The sequence below is a fragment of the Desulfovibrio sp. genome, from assembly GCF_014803725.1.
Taxonomy (GTDB): domain Bacteria; phylum Desulfobacterota; class Desulfovibrionia; order Desulfovibrionales; family Desulfovibrionaceae; genus Desulfovibrio.
Genome location: NZ_JAAVBE010000011.1, coordinates 84,151 through 101,606, shown reverse-complemented (window position 1 = coordinate 101,606; position 17,456 = coordinate 84,151). Strand labels below are relative to the sequence as shown.

Below are 17,456 nucleotides of genomic sequence, written 5' to 3'. Positions count from 1 at the left end.
TACCCGCCTCCACAACATCCCCCAGGCCATGCAAGTACCTTTCTCCCATGAGTCACTTTACCCGCATTGCGCAGCAATGCGGGCAACGCAAACGGGGGTCTGGGGGCCATTGGCCCCCAGCGGGGCGCGCGGCGGAGCCCCGCATCCAAAAAACTACCTGTTTTCCACAACACTCGAAGGCAGGCGCAGGCAGACGAGGCTCCCTTCGGGGAGCGCCTGTGCGGCGGGCAAGGTGAGTTCCAGGCTGCCTTTGCGCCACTGCTCCACGCGGGCCTCGCCGATGGCCGCGCCGTCCGCGTCCAGCACCGGGCACAGTGTGCCGGGCCGGGGGGCCATGGCTTTGGCCGCAAGGCACCAGAGGCGCAGCCCCGCGCCCGCCGGGGCTGCGCGGTAGACCTCGCTGCAGCCGAGTTCGGCCAAAAGCCGCACATGGCGCCGGCCGAAGGCGTAGGTGGCGCCGCCGAGGAGGACGCCCAGGCCGCCGCAGAGCGCGGCGAGCACAAAAGGATTCACATCGAGGAGGCGCCGCAGATAAGAGAGCGAAGCTTCGCGCCGGGCCGCGGCGTCCTCGTGGACGATGAGGGTATAGACCTGCGGCGCCTGGCCCACCGCGCCCCTGAAGGTGACGCGCAGGCCGTAGGTTCCGGGCGCGGCATCGGGCTCGGCCCGCACCTCGCCGCGCCACATGCCGTTGCCAAACCAGTAACCGGTGAAAAAGCCTTCGAGGGTGAAGCGCAGGGGCGCGTCCGGCGGGCTCAGGCGCGCAACAATGTCGCTGGAGACGGGATTTTTCAGCGCCGCCGGCCCGGAAAGGGTCAGGCCCTCGCCGGGCAAGAGCTCAAGTTGGTTGGTGCCCGCGCGCATCTCGGCCAAAAGGCCGTCAAAGAGCCCGAGCAGGGCCACGGCGAGCAGGATACCGCTCACAAGCCCGAGGCTGTGCTGCCGCTTGCGGGCGAGCGCGGCGGCTTGCCAGAGACGGGGGTCGAACTCGGGTCGCATGGAGGCCGCGGGCACGTTCAGCGCGCGGGCGCCATGCGGGAAGCCTCGTCGAGGACGCGCCAGCGCACGAGCTGCGGGCCCATGCGCGGCAGTTCCACAAGGCTCTCGAATTCAGCGGGGAAGTGGCGGCGGATGCGCCGCGTGAGGAGGTATGCCGCGCCCCAGAGCGGGATGGTGATGCCGAAGAACCAGGCGCAGAACACGGCCTCCGAGGGCCAGGCGGAGGGCAGGGCGGCCTCGCGCATGGCGAAGAAGAGCGCGCCCACCATGAGCACATTGGCCATGATGCGGATGATGCCCGCATAGAGCGACTGCTTGTAGCTGTTCATGCGCCTCCCGCGCGCCTTTGGGTTTTGTTGCACACGGCTTTTGTTGGTGTCCCTGTGCTTTCTGAACGCCGAAAGTATCCGTCAAAAACAGCCTCTTCGGCGCTGGCTGCGTCAGAGAAAAATTTCCTTGGTCGAGTACTTGAGTACACTCCCGGCGGAAATTTTTATCTTCCTTGCAAGCGCCGAAGAATCTTATTTTTTAGGATCCTTCCGGCACTCGCACCCGTCTTCCGCTTCGCTCCAGACGGGATATGGAACCCCATTGACCGCATGAGAGCGGCACTGCCATTTCCGTGATGAGCCCGCGCGGGGCCGCTTGTCCACGGCCCCGCGCGGGAGGGTATCTAGCGGGTGAAGATGCTCGTCTTGGAGACGTTCATGAAGCGGATGGCCTGGTTCTTGTTCTCCTTGCGGAAGGCGATGCGCGCCTCGTCGCCGGCCGTCCAGACGTATTCCGGCAGGTCGATGTCGCTCTCGGGCACCTTGAAGGTCACGATGGACTCGAGCCTCGGGGAATACACGGTCACGGTGCAGGCGGCCTTGTCCACGATGGGGAACTTCTTGCCGGCCGCGGCCTTGGGGCTCACATGCTCCTGCACGTTGACGAACTCGACGGGCATTTCCTTGACCTTCTGGTCGTCGCGGTCATAGTAGAGCATCATGCCCTTGTCCATCTCGAGCATGAGGCGCCCGCCCGCCACGGGGGCCGGCCCCATGTCGCGCGGGTCCGTGGGCAGCTTGAAGGTGTGGACGCCGCCGCTGTAATGCGGGTTGTGCTGGTCGAGGGTGGTGTCCACCACCATGGTGATGGTCTTGTTGGCCTCGTCATAGCCCACGGTGCGGCCCTGTTCCACGCCGCCGTCAAAGTCGCAGGCGGCCAGCGCGAAGGAGAGGACCAGCACCAGCGAAAGCAGCAAACTCCGAATTTTCATGGCGTTCTCCTCCTAGTTGCCGGCGGCCTGTTGCTTCTTGGCGGCCAATTCCGCCTTGGCGCCCTGCACCATGCGCACGGCGATGTAAATGGAGATGGCGCTCACGAAGCCGAGCACTTCCACGGTGGCCAGCGGGCCGAGCAGCCAGCCCCAGGACGGGAATTCGGCCTGGAGGAGCTTGAGCACGACGGACATGAGGCAGCCGAGCACGGCCAGGCCGAACACGAAGCGGATGCCGTAGCCCTTGACGTACTTGGTGGCGACCACGCCGATCTGCGCGCCGATGGCCGCGCCGCAGAGCATGATCAGGGCGGCCATGAGCTCCACGCGGCCCTTGTAGGCGTAAGAGGCCGTGCCGTAGAGGCCGGAGATGGCCACTTCAAAGAGGTCGGTGCCGACGGCGAGGTGGGTCGGGCAGCCCACGAGGTAGACGAGGGCGGGCATGCGGATGAGGCCGCCGCCGATGCCGAGGATGCCGGCGAGCCAGCCGGTGAAGAGGCTCACCGTGATGGGCAGCCACGCGGAACAGGTGATGCCCGCGTTCTTGAAGTGCACGACAGGCGGGATGTGGATGGCCTGGAGCTTGCTCGCCCAGTCCACGCCCACGGCGGCCTTGTCGAGTTCCTTGTGCTGGGCCGCGGCTTCGCGCTCCTTCTTGCGGCGCAGCCACACGTCATGGAAGACGAGCCAGGCGAGCAGCACGAGCAGCACCACATAGAGCCAGCGGACGACCTTGTCCACCGAGCCGATGCGCTCGAGCCACATGACCATCTGGGCGCCGATTTCCACGCCCACAACAGTACCGATGAGCATGGTGATGCCGAGCAGATAGTCCACGTTGCCGAACTTGCCGTGGCGCATGGTGGAGATGAGCGACTTGCCCGCCATCTGGGCCACGTCCGTACCGATGGCGAAAGCCATGGGGAAGCCGAGGATGTTGAGGCCCGGCGTGACCATCCAGGCGCCGCCCAGGCCGAAGAAGCCGCCGATGATGCCCACGCCGAGACCAAGAATGATCAGGCCGGGCCAGAAGATCATCACGCCGGAAATGGGCATCAAGATATACAGCCAGTCCATGAGTGCCTCCTTTCCGGGCTACTTTTCCGCCAGTTCGCGGTGTTTGAGGTCGATGCCGATGTGCGACATGACGATATCGGCGAGCCAGCCGAGGATGCAGCCGATGATGGGGATGATGACCATGGTCATGATGGCGAAGAGCAGGTGGCTCTCGTTATACATTTCCGCCCACCAGTAAAGGATGCCGTCGAGCTTGCGGGTGTCGGCCACGATGACGACATCGGCTTTCTTCTTGGCGGCAAGGGCGATTGAAGGCATCAGGGCGGGCAAGACGAGCGCGCAGCCCAAGATCCAGGTCCACAGTCGGCGCAGTTTCCTCATGACATCCTCCAGCGGAAAGGGGAATCCAGGGAATGGAGGCATCCCGCACACAACGGCAGGGGGGCCTCGCGCCAGGATGGGGACGCGGCGCGAACCGTGGCGGTACTTCCATTCTGCCACAAAATCCTAAGCCTAGTGCCAGCCTTATACCCGGATGTGAAAATAATGGCAAGCCCGTCCGGGCACTTTCCGCGCTCCGGGGGCGCACTCCGGGCGGCTTGCGCGGGGCGGCGTTCTCACCTAGGTTAGGAACGGTGCGCTTCCGCGCGTCCGGGCGTGGCCCGGCGTATTTTTTCACCATGACGCGAGGATGCCCATGGCCCCCGAGCATACCAGCAAAAGTTCCGCGCCCGAAGTCGCGACCCGCAAAGACCGCAAGGACGATGCGCAAAACGGCCCCGCTTCCGCCGCGACCCCCGAAAAGCCCTCCTTCGCCGAGCGCCTGCTGCGCTTTTTCCGCCCGCGCCGCGGCCTCTCCCGCGCCGAGGCCATGGCGGCCTTCAACCGCCGCTATGCGTCGTTTAAGGAACTGCTCCAGGCCAATGCCGATCTCGCCGGCATCCTCGCCGCTCTCACCCAGGCCCAGCAGGGCGAGCGCAGCCTCGAGACGCGCGAGGTGCGCAAGGAGGCGCGCCGGGCGGTCTTTCTCTGCGAGCGCATGGCCGAGAGCCTCAACGCCATGTCCGGCAACCGCTATACCGAGCTCGTGAGCGCGGCCAAGGCGCTCGGCGGGCGCATCGAGCGCGAGTTGCGCAGCCACACCCGGGGTGACCTGCGCACCGTCACCGTGCCCCTCTCCGAAGTGGATGCGAGCATGGCCTATATCGTTGGCGGCAAGAACGCCAACCTGGGCGAGCTCAAGAACATGCTCGGGCTGCCCGTGCCGCGCGGCTTCGCCGTGACCATCAAGGCGGCGACCATCTTTCTCTTGCGCAACGGCGACCTTTTCGGCCGCATCTACGAGGCCCTGCGGCGGGTGGATGTGGAAAAGCCCTCCACCATCCGCAAAGCCGCGCGCGAGGCCGAGCGCCTCATCATGGCCGCGTCCGTGCCCGCGGACCTCGCCCGCGCCATGTACGCCGCGTGGGACGATGCCTTCGGCGACGACCGCGACAAGGCGGTGGCGGCCCTGCGCTCCAGCGCCGTGGCCGAGGACGGCGTGCAGTCTTTCGCCGGGCAGTACCACAGCGTGCTCGGCGTCATGCGGCCCGAACTGCTCACGGCCATGAAAACCGTCATCGCGAGCCTGTTTTCCGAGCGCGCCCTCACCTACAGGGCGGCGCACGGCTATGCGCTCGACGCCACCGGCATGGGCCTGTGCTGCGTGGAGATGGTGGACGCGCGCGCGGCCGGCGTGGCCTTTTCGCGCCATCCAGTCGATCTGCGCTCCAACTGCGTGCTCATCAACGGCCTCTGGGGCCTCGGGGAGATGGTGGCCAACGGCACGGGCACGCCGGACCAGTGGCTCGTGTCGCGCGCCACGGGCAAGGTGACGCAGTGCGTCATCGCGCACAAGGAGATGGAGATGGTGCTCCGGCGCCACGGGGAGCATGCGGAATGCGTGCTCACCGAAGTGCCCGAGGACATGCGCGACATGCCCTCGCTGAGCGACGCGCAGGCGGCCGACATCGCGGCCATGGCCCTCACCCTCGAGCGCCACTACCAGTATCCGCAGGACATGGAATGGGCCGTGGACCAGGACGACCGCATCGTGCTCCTCCAGGCGCGGCCCATGGGCCTTGACTGCGCGAGCCCGGACAGCGCCTCGGAGGAATGCACCCTGCCCGCGCTGGGGCACCTCAAACCCCTGCTCTTCGGGGCGGACATCGCGGCCCGGGGCGTGGGCTGCGGCCCGGTGATGCACGCCCATCCCAACGAGGACCTGACGCACTTCCCCGAGGGCGCGGTGATGGTCATCGAGCATTCCTCGCCCAATGTGATGACCGCGCTCCGTCGCGCGGCCGCGCTGGTGGCCGAAACGGGCAGCCTCACCGGGCATCTGGCCTCCCTCTGCCGGGAATTCGGCGTGCCCGCGCTCATGAACGTGCCCGGCGCCGTGAGCCTGCTTTCCGACGGCGAGGTGGTCACGGTGGACGCGCTGCTCGGCCGCGTGTTCGCGGGCGAGGTGCCCGAGCTTCTGGCCTTGAGCCTGCGCCGCCGCCAGCCGCCCCAGGCCGACAACCCGGCGCAGGTGCTCCTCCGGCGCGTGGCGCCCTACATCCTGCCGCTGCACCTCATCGACCCGCAATCCGAGCTCTTCGCCCCGGCCAACTGCACCTCGCTGCACGACATCATGCGCTATGCGCACGAAAAGAGCTACGCGGAGATGTTCCTCCTTTCCGACAGCCTTTCGGAAAGCGCCGGCGCGGGNGCGGCCAGCCGCCTCGTGTGCGCGGTGCCGCTGGANCTCTATGTCATCGACCTCGGNGGNGGCCTCAAGCCGCCGCACNGGCCCGAGGTNACGCCNGAGGACGTGACNAGCGTGCCCTTCANGCANNTGCTCGCCGGNATGCTNAACCCGGCCGTGCAGGCGCGGGGGCCNNGGCCGGTCAACATGCGCGGCTTCCTCTCGGTNATGGGGCAGAGCATGATCGGCGGCAANCTCCAGGGCGGNCAGCGCTTCGGCGACAGGAGCTANGCCATCGTGTCCGACCGCTANCTCAATTTCTCCTCGCGGGTGGGCTACCACTACGCCATNNTNGACAGCTGGTGCGGCGACACGGTGAACAAGAACTACATCCGCTTCGAGTTCGCGGGCGGCGCCGCCGGCGACGTGCAGCGCGGGCGGCGGGCGCGCTGCATCGGCCTTATCCTGAGCGAGCTNGGCTTTACCATCGACGTGCTCCATGATAGNGTGCGNGCGCGCTTCCAGAAATACCCGAAGCTCGAGATCTGCTCCCGCCTCGACCAGCTGGGGCGCCTGCTCATCATGACGCGCCAGATGGACATGCTCATGGTCAGCGAGGCNGCNGTCCAGACCTTNGCCGCCAANTTTCTCAACGGGGAATACCACTAAGGCCGCGCCCCCCGCTCGCGGCCNCCCGGGGTTTTTCCATGCACCGCTCCCTGCTCGCCATCTTCGGCCCNGCCCGCTTCATCGGCCCGCAAAAAGCCCCCAAACGCTGGGACAAGCCNGNGCACGTGCCGCAAAAGCTGCTCTCCCGCGACTTTATCCTGCTCTTNCTCATGGCCATGTGCAGCAACAGCTNCATCGCNGTNTANTACTGCTTCGAGCANTGGATGCAGNGNCTCGGCATCGNGCCGCAGTGGCGGGGCNTTNTGCTNTCCNCGCTCTTCGCCATGATCCTCATNTTCCGGCCGCTCACNAGCGTNTTCATGCTCANGCGNAGCAAGCTCGGGGCCATGGTNGTNTCGCTCNTNGTCATGAGCCTCGTCATGCTCGTCTACCCCTATGTGACGCCNNANGNCGCNGTGGNNACCATCCTCGNCCTGCGNCTNGTNCAGGGCATAGCGCTCGCCGTGTNTTCCTGCTGCACCGTGGCCGTGCTNGTGGACTGCATNCCGCCGGGNCAGAGCGCGCGNGGCTTCGCCCTCTTTTCCCTGACCATGCTTTTGCCNTATTCCATCATCCCGGCNNTGTCGGANAGCCTNATCCCGCTGCTCGGCGGCGAGGCGCGCCTNTTCGCGGCCACCACCGNGCTCGGCATCCCNTCCTTCGTCATGNTNGGCCTTCTGGCNAAGCGCCTGCGCACNCCCGANGTGNCNCCNCANAGCGGCATGTCGCGCCAGGAGCTNTGGCACGCCATCACCCATTCNGGNCTGCTCTACGTCAACNTGGCCTGCCTCACCTTCAGCATCACCACGGTCATCGCCATCTTTTTCATGAAGGGCCTGTGCGGNGTCACCGGNGCGCANCCNGCNTGGTTCTTCAGCACCTACACCGTCACCATCATCCTCGTGCGCCTNTTCGGCAGCCACCACATGGACACGCTGCCGCGCTACCGCGTGACCACGCTCTGCGCGGCCGTGCTCTCGCTNTGCGTGCTCGGGCTCGCCTGGGGGCCNGAGTGGAGCTTCNTGCCGCTCGCCTGCGTCTACGGGCTGAGCCTCGGCCTGCTCTATCCGCTNNTGGCGGCGGCGGTCTATGACCGCTCCACCCCNGAGATGCGCTCGGTGAATTCCAACGTGATGATGGCCACNTTNGACGCCAGCGGCATGCTGGCGCCCNTCATCGGCGGCCTCGTGATGCAGGCGGGTTTNGGCTANCAGGGGGTGTTCACGGCGGGCGCCGTGAGNGTGGCNTGCTGCGGGCTNTTCATGATCATCGACCGGGCGCGNGTGCTGCGCGCNGACCGCGAGGCCCGGCGCCGGGCGGCGTGAGGGGGCTTTACTGGGCCATGCCCTCCNGGCGGATGCGCTCGAAGAGCTCGCCGAGATTTTCCACCGACGTGAGGCGGCAGCCGTTTTCCGTGGGGCTGAAGCGGCCGGTCACGGCATAGTCCTGGCCGTTGCCCGCGTCATGGACCACGAAGGGCATGATCCAGCCCTCGCCGTCNGAGACGGGCGCGCCCGTCTNCCGGATCTCCTTCCTGCCCAGCGAGGCGTCNGCGAAGAGCGGCGCCAGNAGGCCGCCCGCGGCNNTGCCCGNGGGCTTGCGNCCGGCAAAGGCGCCCGAGGCCACGCCATTGAGGATAAAGGCCCGCGCCTCGTTCTTGAGCAGGTTGCGCACGGCAGCCCCGCCGTCGCCCGCGGCCTGCGAGAAGACGAGGGCCAAGAGGGGCGGCATGCGGTCGGCCGTTTCCGGCTGCGCCATGATTTGCATCACAAGGCCCATGGCCTGCTCGAGAATGGCGTCCACATCCACCTGGCGCTCGAAAGCCGCCACATCGGCACTGTCGATGGCCTTGGCCGTCTCGGCGAGGCAGCGCGCCGGCGCGCCGGCGTCATCAGCGGCAGCGGGGCCGGCCGGAAGCTGCGAAAGAACCAGAAAAAGGGCGAGCAGGAGCGGGGCGAAGGCAGGCTTCATGGGCGCGACTCCAGTTCCCGCGGCACTCTGCCGCGCAAGGCGAGCGGCAGGCCGCAGGTGACGAAGATGACGGGCTCGGCTGCGCGCGCGAGCCGCTGATTGGCGAGGCCGAGCAAGTCGAGGAAGCGGCGCGGAAGCGGCGAGGGGGGCACGAGCCCGAGGCCGGCCTCGGCCGTCACCACGGCCACGGGCAGCGTGCGCCGCGAAAGGCTCGCCGCAAGGCCGTCCACCCGGCCGAGCACGGCGCCGTCGTCGAGGCCCGCGCCGAGCAGGTTGGCGAGCCACATGCTCACGCAGTCGAGGAGCACAACGCCCGGGCGTCCGGCCGCTGGCGGGGTGGGGCTTTTCCCGGCCCACAGGGCGTCCAGTGCGGCGGCCACGTCCAGCGGCTCCTCGAGGCAGGCCCATTCCGGTCCGCGGGCTGCCCTGTGCCGGCGCACGCGCTCGGCCATTTCCGCGTCAGCGGGCTCACCTGTTGCCACATAGAGCCGGCGGAGCGCCCGCGCCTCGGCCCACTGTTGGGCGAGGCCGCTCTTGCCGCTGCGCACGCCGCCCACAAAGAGGGCGCAAGGGGGCGTCACGGACGTGCCGGCGCCGCGCCCTGCGAAAGTGCGGGCGCAGGTGTGGGCGCGGGCGTGTCCGCCGGCAACGCCTCGGGCGGTGGCGGCGTGCGCGGGGCGCCCGCGCCGATCTCGGCGCAACGGCGCCCGAGGTCGCGCAACACGCCGGCCGCGGCGCGCACCGAGGCCACGGCCCCGGGGTCGCCCGCAAGGCGGCGCTCTACCCAGTGGGCCACGAAGAGCAGCGAATCGTCATCCAGGCCCTGGCCGCCGCCCTTGCGGATGGCCGCCACCAGGGCGCGCTGCGCCGTGGCCTGCTCGTCCAGGGCGCGGCGGTAGCGGGCGGCGAGGCCGTCCACGCGCAACTGGCCTGCGGCGAGCTCCTGCCGCGGCGCGTTGGCCGCGCGCTTTTCGTCCAGCTCGAAGACGGCCTGGGCCATCTGGGCATTGATGTCCACGGCGTTCTGCGCGAGCTGCTCCACATGGGCGAGCTGCTCTTTCATGTCCGTGACGCCGGCCACGCCCTCCAGCGCCCCGGCGAGGATGACGGCGCGCCCGGCCAGCGCGAGATGGAACTGGCGGTTCTGGGCCTCGTTGAGCCCGCGCCGCTGGGCGGCGTCGTCCAGCGCCTGCAGGAAACGGCCGATATAGAGGTTGTAGAGCCCGTGGATCATGCTCGGGTGGAAGGCGTAGCGCAAAAGCCCCGCGCGCCCGCCGGCCACCATGCCGGCCTGGGCTACGCCGCAGCGCTGGTTGAGGCTCTGCACCGTAACGGCGAGGGTGCCCCCGCGCGGCCCGGGCTTGTAGCGCGACGCCAGCCAGTTGGCGAGCTCGGCCACAAAATTGGAACGCACGCGGCTGTCTTCCGTCACCGGGGGCACATAGCCGGGGAGCGTGCCCTCGGCGCCCGCTGCCCCTGCGCCATCACCGGGCGCGCCGGACGTTCCGGCGCCGGTTGCTCCGGCCGCTCCGCCAGATCCCCCGGCCCCGGCCGGAAAGCCCGTATCCACGGGAGCGGCCACCGTGCCCTGCACATTGCGCCCGGCCAGCGTTCCCGGCTCGGTGGGCGGGTTGAGCACCGAGGCCGGCGGCGGGGGCGGCGCCGTGCGCAGGATATTGCCCACGCCGGCGAGGGGCGTGCCCTCGGTGATGCTGTCCACATAGCTCGCCGCCCTTTCCCGCAGGTCGGCGCGCGTGTCGTCGTCGCGGCTGAACCACCAGGCAGTGAGCGCCAGCAAAAGAACGGCCAGCGCCACCACCAGCCAGAGCTTGCGGCCGCCCGCGCCGGGCTCGGGTTCGGGCAGGGCCTCGGACGGCCCGGGGAGCGGCGCCAGCGGGCCTTCGGCAGGGGCGCCAGGGGGCGGCGGCGCGGGGCTGCGCTTTGCAGTGTCGTTCAGTTCCATATTCACCCCATGCGGCCTTGCGGGCCGCCGCCGGGGACGGGCCTCAGGAAGCGGGGCCGGCCTCCTCAGCGTTCAAAATAGGTATAGCCGCGCAGGCCGTCCTCAAAGGCCTGCATGACCGCGAAGCGCTCGCTCGGCGAGATACGGCCCTCACGCACGGCGTGCTCGGCGGCGCTGCGCAGGTTCTCGAGGATGCGGCGCGGCTCGTATTCCGCATAGCTCAAAACGTCGGACACGGAATCGCCCCGGATCTCGCGCACATATTCATAGCTGCCGTCGTCGGCGGCGCGGATGGAGACCACGTTGGTGTCGCCCATGAGGTTGTGCAGGTCGCCCAGGGTCTCCTGGTAGGCGCCCACGAGGAAGACGCCGAGATAGTATTCCTCGCCTTCGCGGAAGGGGTGCAGGTCGAGCATGGGCTTCATGCCCTGCGGGTCGATGAAGTGGTCGATGCGCCCGTCCGAATCGCAGGTGATGTCCGAGATGATGCCCTGCCTCGAGGGGAATTCGCCAAGCCGGTGCACGGGCATGATGGGGAAGAGCTGGTCGATGGCCCAGGAGTCCGGCAGGGACTGGAAAACGCTGAAATTGCCGTAATAGATGTCGGCGAGGTTGACGTCGATGTCCTCAAGGTCGCGCGGCACGTTCTTGAGCTTGCGCTTTTCCTTGGCGATGCGCATGAGGATGGCCCAGAAAAAGCGCTCGCCGAGCGTGCGCTGCCTCAGGCTCACGCCGCCAGTGGAGAAGAGGCGGCGCACCTCGTCGCGGTAATAGACGGCGTCGTTGTAGCTTTCCTGCAGGTTGCGCAGGCTGATGTTCGCCAGCGTCTCCTGCAGGTTGCGCACGGCCTCGGGCGCGTCTTCGGGCAGCGTCTCGGGCAGGCGCGCCTCCTCCACCACGTTCACGTCGAGGATGTTGAAGAGCAGCACGGAGCAGTAGGCCACGGTGGCCCGGCCGGACTCGGTGATGATGTGCGGGTGCGGGATGCCCTTCTCGTCGAGGATGCTCATGATGGTCTCGACCACGTCCGCGCAGTATTCGTCGAGATTGTAGTTGCGCGAAAAGACGTAGTTGGTGTGCGAGCCGTCATAGTCCACGGCGAGGCCGCCGCCGAGGTCGAGATAGCCCATGGGCGCGCCTTCCTCCACGAGGCCGGCGTAGAGGCGCGTGGCCTCCATGACGCCGGTGCGGATGTCGCGGATGTTGGAGATCTGCGAGCCGAGGTGGTAGTGCAGCAGGCGGAAGCAGTCGAGCATGTCGCGGCTTTTGAGCGTGTCCACCACGTCCACGATCTGCGAGGGCGAGAGCCCGAAGGTGGAGCGCTCGCCGCCCGAGTCCGTCCAGTGGCCGCCGGCTTTCACCGAGAGCTTGGAGCGTACGCCCACGTTCGGGCGGATGCCGAGCGCGGCCGCGCGCTCGAGCACCACCTCGAGTTCGCCGGGCATCTCGAGCACGATGAAGATATTGTACCCGAGGCGCTGCGCCTGCAGGGCGAGGTCGATGAATTCCTCGTCCTTGTAGCCGTTGCAGATGATGCAGGCCTCGCGGTCGCGCATGAGGGCCACGGCCGCGATGAGCTCGGCCTTGGAGCCGGCCTCGAGCCCGTGGTGGTAGCGGCTGCCGAACTGGGCGATCTGGTCCACCACCTGCTGCTGCTGGTTGACCTTGATGGGGAAGACGCCGCGGTAATCACCCCTGTAGCCGAGCTCGCGGATGGCCTTGCGGAAGGATTCGTGGATGTGGGCGATGCGCGAGCTCAGGATATTTTCCACGCGCAGCAGCACGGGCATGTCGTAGCCGCGCTCGTGCAGGCCGGCGATGATCTCCATGAGCGGGATCTGGGGGCCATGCGCGCCGTGCGGGCACACGACCACCTCGCCGTTTTCCGACACGTCAAAAAAGCCCGCGCCCCAGGTGCGGATGCCGTAAAGCTCGACGGAATCCTCCACCCCCCACCGCTGCAAGGCGTGATTCTTTGCCAACAGATCCCCCCTCATGGCTGCCGCCCTTTGGCCGGCGCCCGCTTGCGGGGCCCGGGGCTTTCGCAAGCCCCGCGCCCGTGCCCACCGAATTTGCCAGTATGCCCAAAAGCCTTGCGAAGTCAATGTGTTCTTGACGCTGGCCGGTGCATGGTACATTCTGGGGAGCATCTTTTAAGGAGGCGCCCATGAAGATCCAGCACCGGCGTGCCCCGGCCCTCTTGCTTGCGGCCCTGTGCCTCGCGGCCCTCAGCCTCGGGGGCGCCTGTTCCGGCGGCGGCGACGCGGCCAAGGGCCCGCCCCCGGCCCCGGTGCATGTGCGCCCCGTGAGCGAGGCCGACGTGCCGCGCGTGCTCTCGGCCGTGGGCAATGTGCGCGCCTCGGCCACCGTGGGCGTGACCCCGCGCGTCACCGGCGAGCTTCTGGAGGTTCGCTTCACCGAGGGGCAGGAGGTGGCCGCCGGGGAGCCGCTGGTGGTCATCGACCCGCGCCCCTTCGAGGCCGCCCTGCGCGAAAAGAAGGCCGTGCTCGCCAAGAGCGAGGCGCAGCTCGCCAAGGCCAATGACGACCGCCGCCGTTATGGCAAGCTCGTGGGCGGCGGCTATGTGAGCCGCGAGGCCTACGAGCAGACGGCCACGGACGCGGCGGCCCTGCGCGCCACCGTCCAGGCCGACCGCGCCGCCGTGGAGAGCGCGGCGCTGGACCTCGCCTACTGCACGGTCACGGCGCCCATCGGCGGCCGCGTGAGCGCGCTCAACGTGGACAAGGGCAACATGGTCAAGAGCACGGACGCCACGCCCATCGTGACCATCGACACGCTCTCGCCCATCTATGTGACCTTTTCCGTGCCCGAGGCGCAGCTCCCGGTCATCCTCGAGCGCATGGCGCAGGGCGACGTGGCGGTCACGGCCACGCCCACGGGGGGCGCGCCGGAGACCGGGCGCCTCACCCTGGTGGACAATACCGTGGACACGCGCACAGGCACCATCCGCCTGCGCGCCGCCTTTGACAATCCCGGGCGCCGGCTCTGGCCGGGCCAGTTCGTGCAGGTGGCGCTGCCGCTCGGCGTGGCCGAACAGGCGCTGGTGGTGCCCTCCCGCGCCGTGCAGGCCGGCCGCGACGAGCGCTATGTGTATTTGGTGGACGGGGAGGGCCGCGCCGTCTACCGGCCCGTGACGGTACTTTTCGAGCATGAGGGCGCCACCGTGGTGCAGGGCGTCGAGAAGGGCGACCGCGTGGTGGTGGACGGGCAGGTGCGCCTCGCGCCCGGCGTGCCGGTGAATGTGCTGGAGTAGCTGGGTTTGCCGCCAGACGCGGACGGCGCGAAGCACTTCCGCACTTCGCGCCGTCTGTGGGCCGGGCACCCGGCAGCCCCCGTTGCCGCTGCTTCCTTTCGGACCTGACGGGGTTGGCGGGGGCTGCCGCCGCCCGGCTTGGCATCACCTTTAGCCGCTCGAAGGGCGCCTGTCAATCGGGGTGCCGGGGGCCGCGCCGGGCGTGGCGCCGCAGCCTGTTTTGCGCTATCCTCCCTACATGGCACAGCAAGACCCCCCCAAGGCGCCCGCGCGCAGGGCCTTCACCGCCTCCGGCCAGGTGCAGGGCGTGGGCTTCAGGCCCTTTGTCTGGCGTCTCGCCACCGAGGGGAGGCTCACCGGCTCGGTGCGCAACACGGCCGACGGCGTGCGCATCGAGGTGCAGGGGGAGGCCTCCGCCGTGGTCGCCTTCGGCCGGCGCCTGCGCGAAGAATTGCCGCCGCTCGCGCGGCTCACCGGCGTCATTGAGGCCGAGCTCGCGCCCGTGGCCGGCGAGGCGGAATTCCGCATCCTCGAGAGCGAAGGCGCGGCCGGCCATACCGTGCTCGTGAGCCCGGACGTGGCCATTTGCGAGGACTGCCTCGCCGAAATGCGCGACCCTGCCGACCGCCGCTTCGGCTATGCGTTCACCAATTGCACCAATTGCGGGCCGCGCTTCACCATCACGAGATCCATCCCCTATGACCGGGCCGTGACGAGCATGGCCTGCTTCCCGCTCTGCCCGGCCTGCGCCGGGGAATACACAAACCCGGCGGACAGGCGCTTCCACGCCCAGCCCATCGCCTGCCCGGAATGCGGCCCGCGCCTCTGGTTCGTGGACGCGGGGGCGGCCGGGCGCGGCCCCGAAGCCACGGGCCCCACGCCGGAAAACCGGGCTGACGCGCTGGCCCGTGCCGGGCAATTGCTGCTTGACGGGGGCATCCTCGCCCTCAAGGGTCTCGGCGGCTTCCAGCTTTTGTGCGACGCGCGCAACGAAAAGGCCGTGGCCACCTTGCGGCGCCGCAAATCGCGGCCGCACAAGGCGCTCGCCGTGCTGGCGCATGACCTCGCCGCGGCCCGCGAGGCTTGCCGCATCGGCCCGGCGGCCGAGCGCCTGCTCACCGGCACGGAAAAGCCCATCGTCATCTGCCCGCGCCGGGAGGACCGTTCGGCCCTCCCCGACAGCATCGCGCCGGATTCCGCCACCGTGGGCCTCATGCTGCCGTATACGCCGCTGCACGCCGCGCTCTGCGACTGGCTCGCCACGCACGGGGCCGCGCCGCTGCTCGTGGCCACCTCGGGCAATCCGCACGGGGAGCCCCTGTGCCTCGGCAACCGCGAGGCGCTGGCGCGCCTTGCGGACATGGCGGACGGCTGGCTGCTCCATGACCGCGACGTCCTCGTGCGCGTGGACGACAGCGTAGTCATGGTGCCCGAGGAGGAGGACGCTGCGCCGCTGCCCGTGCGCCGCGCCCGCGGCTATGTGCCGCGGCCCGTGGCCCTGGCGCAATTTCCTGGCGCGGAGGGGGAGGCGCCCTGCGTGTTCGGGGCCGGCGCCGGGCTCAAGGCGGCCTTTTGCCTCACGCGCGGGCGCGAGGCCTTCATGGGCCAGCATATCGGCGACCTCGAAAGCCCGGCCACGCTCGGCTTTTATGACGAGGCCGCCCAGCGCCTCGAAGAGCTTCTGGAAGTGCGGCCCGAGGCGCTCGTGTGCGACCTGCACCCGGACTTCCCCTCCAGCCGCCGCGCCGAGGAGCGCGCCCAGCGCGAGGGGCTGCCGCTGTATCGCCTCCAGCACCATGCGGCGCACGCGGCCGCCATCCTCGCCGAGCACGGCGTAACTTCGCCGGCGCTGGCGCTCTGCCTTGACGGCACGGGCCTCGGCACGGACGGCACCATCTGGGGCGGGGAACTTTTGTTTATGGATCTCTCCGCGCCTGAGTGGCGCCGGCTCGGGCGTCTTTCTCCCTTTGCGCTCCCGGGCGGCGAAGCCGCCATCCGCGAGCCGTGGCGCATCGCCTGCAGCCTTGCCCGGCTCTCAGGACTGGAGTGGAGCCCTGAAGCGGCGCCGCCGGATGATGCCGCGCCGGCCGCGGCGGCGCTTGCAGCAGTGGACGCCCTGCTCGACCGCGGCCTCAATTCCCCGGCCACCTCCAGTTGCGGGCGCCTCTTTGACGCCGTGGCCGCGGCGCTGGGCCTCTGTACTGCCATCACCTACGAGGGGCAGGCGGCCATCCGGCTGGAGAGCGCGGCCCGGGCGTGGCTCGCCGCCCACGGGGGCGAGCTGCCGGAGCCGTGGGCCGTGCCCCTGCGGGAGGGGGAGGACGGCCTGCTTACGCTCGACAGCGCGGCACTGTTCGCCGAGGTGCTGCGCGCGCGGCGGGGCGGCAGGGATGCCGGCGAAATCGCGGCCCGCTTCCACGCGAGCCTCGCCAGGGGCTTCGCCGACATGACGGCCCGGGCGGCGGAAAAGCTCGGCCTGCTCACCGTGGGCCTCTCGGGAGGCTCCTTCCAGAACCTCATCCTTTCGGCACGCCTGCGGGAAGAGTTCGCGGCCCGCGGCCTGACGCCCCTGAGCCACGCGCAGGTGCCTCTGGGCGACGGCGGCCTCGCGCTCGGCCAGGCCGTGTGGGGCGCCCGCATGCTCGCGCAGGGACGCGCCCCGGCCTGAGGCAGGCGCAGTTGCGCGCAAGCCCTCCCCGCGCTATGGTTATGGACGCGGCGGCATCAAGCCGCCCGCGCAAGAAAAGGCGGCAGAACATGGACATTGACGGCATCCGCGCCCTGCTCGCGCAGGACAGGCCCACGGTGGGCACCTGGCTCCAGCTCCCCTCGCCGGACGTGGCCGAGCTCATGGCCCGCGCGGGCTATGACTGGGTGGCGGCGGACATGGAGCACGGCTCCTTCGGGCCCGAAGTGCTCCCCAACATCTTCCGCGCCGTGGAATGCGGCGGGGCCGCGCCCTTCGCGCGGCTGCCCGAAGCCTCCAAGACGTGGATCAAGGCCGCGCTGGAGGCCGGGGCGCAGGGCCTCATCTTCCCCATGATCGAGAGCCGCGCCCAGCTCGACCGGGCCATCGACCTCGCCACCTATCCCGGGCAGGATTCGTGGCGCCCGGCAGGCGAGACGGCGCCGGAATACCGGGGCGTGGGCTATTGCCGGGCCAATGTGTTCGGCAAGGACTTCGACGCCTACCGGGAGAAGCGCGCGCCGAAGATCTTTCTCGTAGCCCAGATCGAGCACATCCGCGCCGTGGACGAGCTCGACGCCATCCTCGCGCAGCCCAGGCTCGACGCCATCATGGTGGGGCCTTACGACCTCTCGGGCAGCATGGGGCTCACGGGCCGCTTCGACCACCCGGACTTCATCGCCGCCATGGAGCGCATCAAGGCGGCCTGCGCCCGCACCCACGCCCGCATGGGCCTGCATATCGTGCAGCCCGACCCGGCCGCGCTGGCCCGGGAGATCGCGGCGGGCTGCCGCTTCATCGCCTACGGCATCGACACGGTCTTTCTCTGGCGCGGGGCGGAGCGGCCGCGCGTCTAGATGGATCACGCAAAAGACCGCCCCAGGGGGA

At 69.2% G+C, this 17,456-nt stretch carries 14 protein-coding genes and 1 other RNA gene; 5 read left to right on the top strand and 10 right to left on the bottom strand.

Translation table 11 applies throughout. The features are described 5' to 3' along the window. Nucleotides 1-153 precede the first annotated feature (153 nt). The 5 genes from HDR50_RS03960 to HDR50_RS03940 all read right to left on the bottom strand — a co-directional run bounded on the left by HDR50_RS03960 (nt 154) and on the right by HDR50_RS03940 (nt 3,658). Entirely contained in the window at nt 154-999 is an 846-nt protein-coding gene (locus HDR50_RS03960) for a hypothetical protein (protein ID WP_291356118.1), read from the bottom strand. A gap of 17 nt (nt 1,000-1,016) precedes the next feature. Next, entirely contained in the window at nt 1,017-1,328 is a 312-nt protein-coding gene (locus HDR50_RS03955; RefSeq protein WP_291356116.1) for a hypothetical protein, read from the bottom strand. Between the two features lie 344 nt (nt 1,329-1,672). Then, nucleotides 1,673-2,260 carry a DUF4881 domain-containing protein gene (locus tag HDR50_RS03950; RefSeq protein ID WP_291356114.1) on the bottom strand — a complete coding sequence of 196 codons (588 nt, stop codon included), beginning with the start codon at nt 2,258-2,260 and terminating at the stop codon, nt 1,673-1,675. A gap of 12 nt (nt 2,261-2,272) precedes the next feature. After that, nucleotides 2,273-3,337, bottom strand: a complete 1,065-nt coding sequence (locus HDR50_RS03945) for a sulfite exporter TauE/SafE family protein (RefSeq protein ID WP_165078246.1) — start codon at nt 3,335-3,337, stop codon at nt 2,273-2,275. A gap of 18 nt (nt 3,338-3,355) precedes the next feature. Further along, nucleotides 3,356-3,658 carry a DVU0150 family protein gene (locus tag HDR50_RS03940; RefSeq protein ID WP_165078245.1) on the bottom strand — a complete coding sequence of 101 codons (303 nt, stop codon included), beginning with the start codon at nt 3,656-3,658 and terminating at the stop codon, nt 3,356-3,358. Between the two features lie 316 nt (nt 3,659-3,974). Between HDR50_RS03940 and HDR50_RS03935 the strand changes: the two genes are divergently transcribed. Further along, the gene (locus tag HDR50_RS03935) at nt 3,975-6,674 is read left to right on the top strand and encodes a PEP/pyruvate-binding domain-containing protein (protein WP_291356111.1); all 2,700 of its coding nucleotides are present in this window, start codon (nt 3,975-3,977) and stop codon (nt 6,672-6,674) included. 722 nt (nt 6,675-7,396) lie between these two features. Continuing rightward, nucleotides 7,397-7,999 carry an MFS transporter gene (locus HDR50_RS03930; RefSeq protein ID WP_291356109.1) on the top strand — a complete coding sequence of 201 codons (603 nt, stop codon included), beginning with the start codon at nt 7,397-7,399 and terminating at the stop codon, nt 7,997-7,999. Between the two features lie 7 nt (nt 8,000-8,006). Here HDR50_RS03930 and HDR50_RS03925 read toward each other — a convergent pair whose 3' ends face one another. From HDR50_RS03925 to speA, 4 genes are all read right to left on the bottom strand, one after another. Then, nucleotides 8,007-8,645: a hypothetical protein gene (locus tag HDR50_RS03925; RefSeq protein WP_291356107.1), complete on the bottom strand. Its 639-nt coding sequence runs from the start codon at nt 8,643-8,645 to the stop codon at nt 8,007-8,009. After that, nucleotides 8,642-9,226 carry a bifunctional adenosylcobinamide kinase/adenosylcobinamide-phosphate guanylyltransferase gene (locus HDR50_RS03920; RefSeq protein ID WP_291356106.1) on the bottom strand — a complete coding sequence of 195 codons (585 nt, stop codon included), beginning with the start codon at nt 9,224-9,226 and terminating at the stop codon, nt 8,642-8,644. The genes HDR50_RS03925 and HDR50_RS03920 overlap by 4 nt, the downstream gene beginning before the upstream one ends. Beyond that, complete coding sequence (locus tag HDR50_RS03915; protein ID WP_291356105.1) at nt 9,223-10,608, bottom strand: hypothetical protein; 1,386 nt, start codon at nt 10,606-10,608, stop codon at nt 9,223-9,225. Before HDR50_RS03915 ends, HDR50_RS03920 begins: the two co-directional genes overlap by 4 nt. A 65-nt stretch (nt 10,609-10,673) precedes the next feature. Beyond that, complete coding sequence (speA, locus tag HDR50_RS03910) at nt 10,674-12,590, bottom strand: biosynthetic arginine decarboxylase (protein ID WP_291356104.1); 1,917 nt, start codon at nt 12,588-12,590, stop codon at nt 10,674-10,676. 185 nt (nt 12,591-12,775) lie between these two features. On the opposite strand from speA, the gene HDR50_RS03905 reads away from it, so the two are divergent. Continuing rightward, nucleotides 12,776-13,882, top strand: a complete 1,107-nt coding sequence (locus HDR50_RS03905; RefSeq protein WP_291356102.1) for an efflux RND transporter periplasmic adaptor subunit — start codon at nt 12,776-12,778, stop codon at nt 13,880-13,882. Nucleotides 13,883-13,942: 60 nt separating this feature from the next. On the opposite strand, the gene ffs is transcribed toward HDR50_RS03905, so the two are convergent. After that, an RNA gene (gene ffs / locus HDR50_RS03900) (signal recognition particle sRNA small type) lies at nt 13,943-14,023 on the bottom strand. 97 nt (nt 14,024-14,120) lie between these two features. Between ffs and hypF the strand changes: the two genes are divergently transcribed. Together hypF and HDR50_RS03890 are read left to right on the top strand one after the other, a co-directional pair. Further along, on the top strand, nt 14,121-16,550 hold the full coding sequence (gene hypF / locus HDR50_RS03895; RefSeq protein ID WP_291356100.1) for a carbamoyltransferase HypF: 2,430 nt from the start codon (nt 14,121-14,123) through the stop codon (nt 16,548-16,550). 89 nt (nt 16,551-16,639) lie between these two features. After that, the gene (locus HDR50_RS03890; protein WP_291356098.1) at nt 16,640-17,425 is read left to right on the top strand and encodes an aldolase/citrate lyase family protein; all 786 of its coding nucleotides are present in this window, start codon (nt 16,640-16,642) and stop codon (nt 17,423-17,425) included. Nucleotides 17,426-17,456 lie beyond the last annotated feature (31 nt).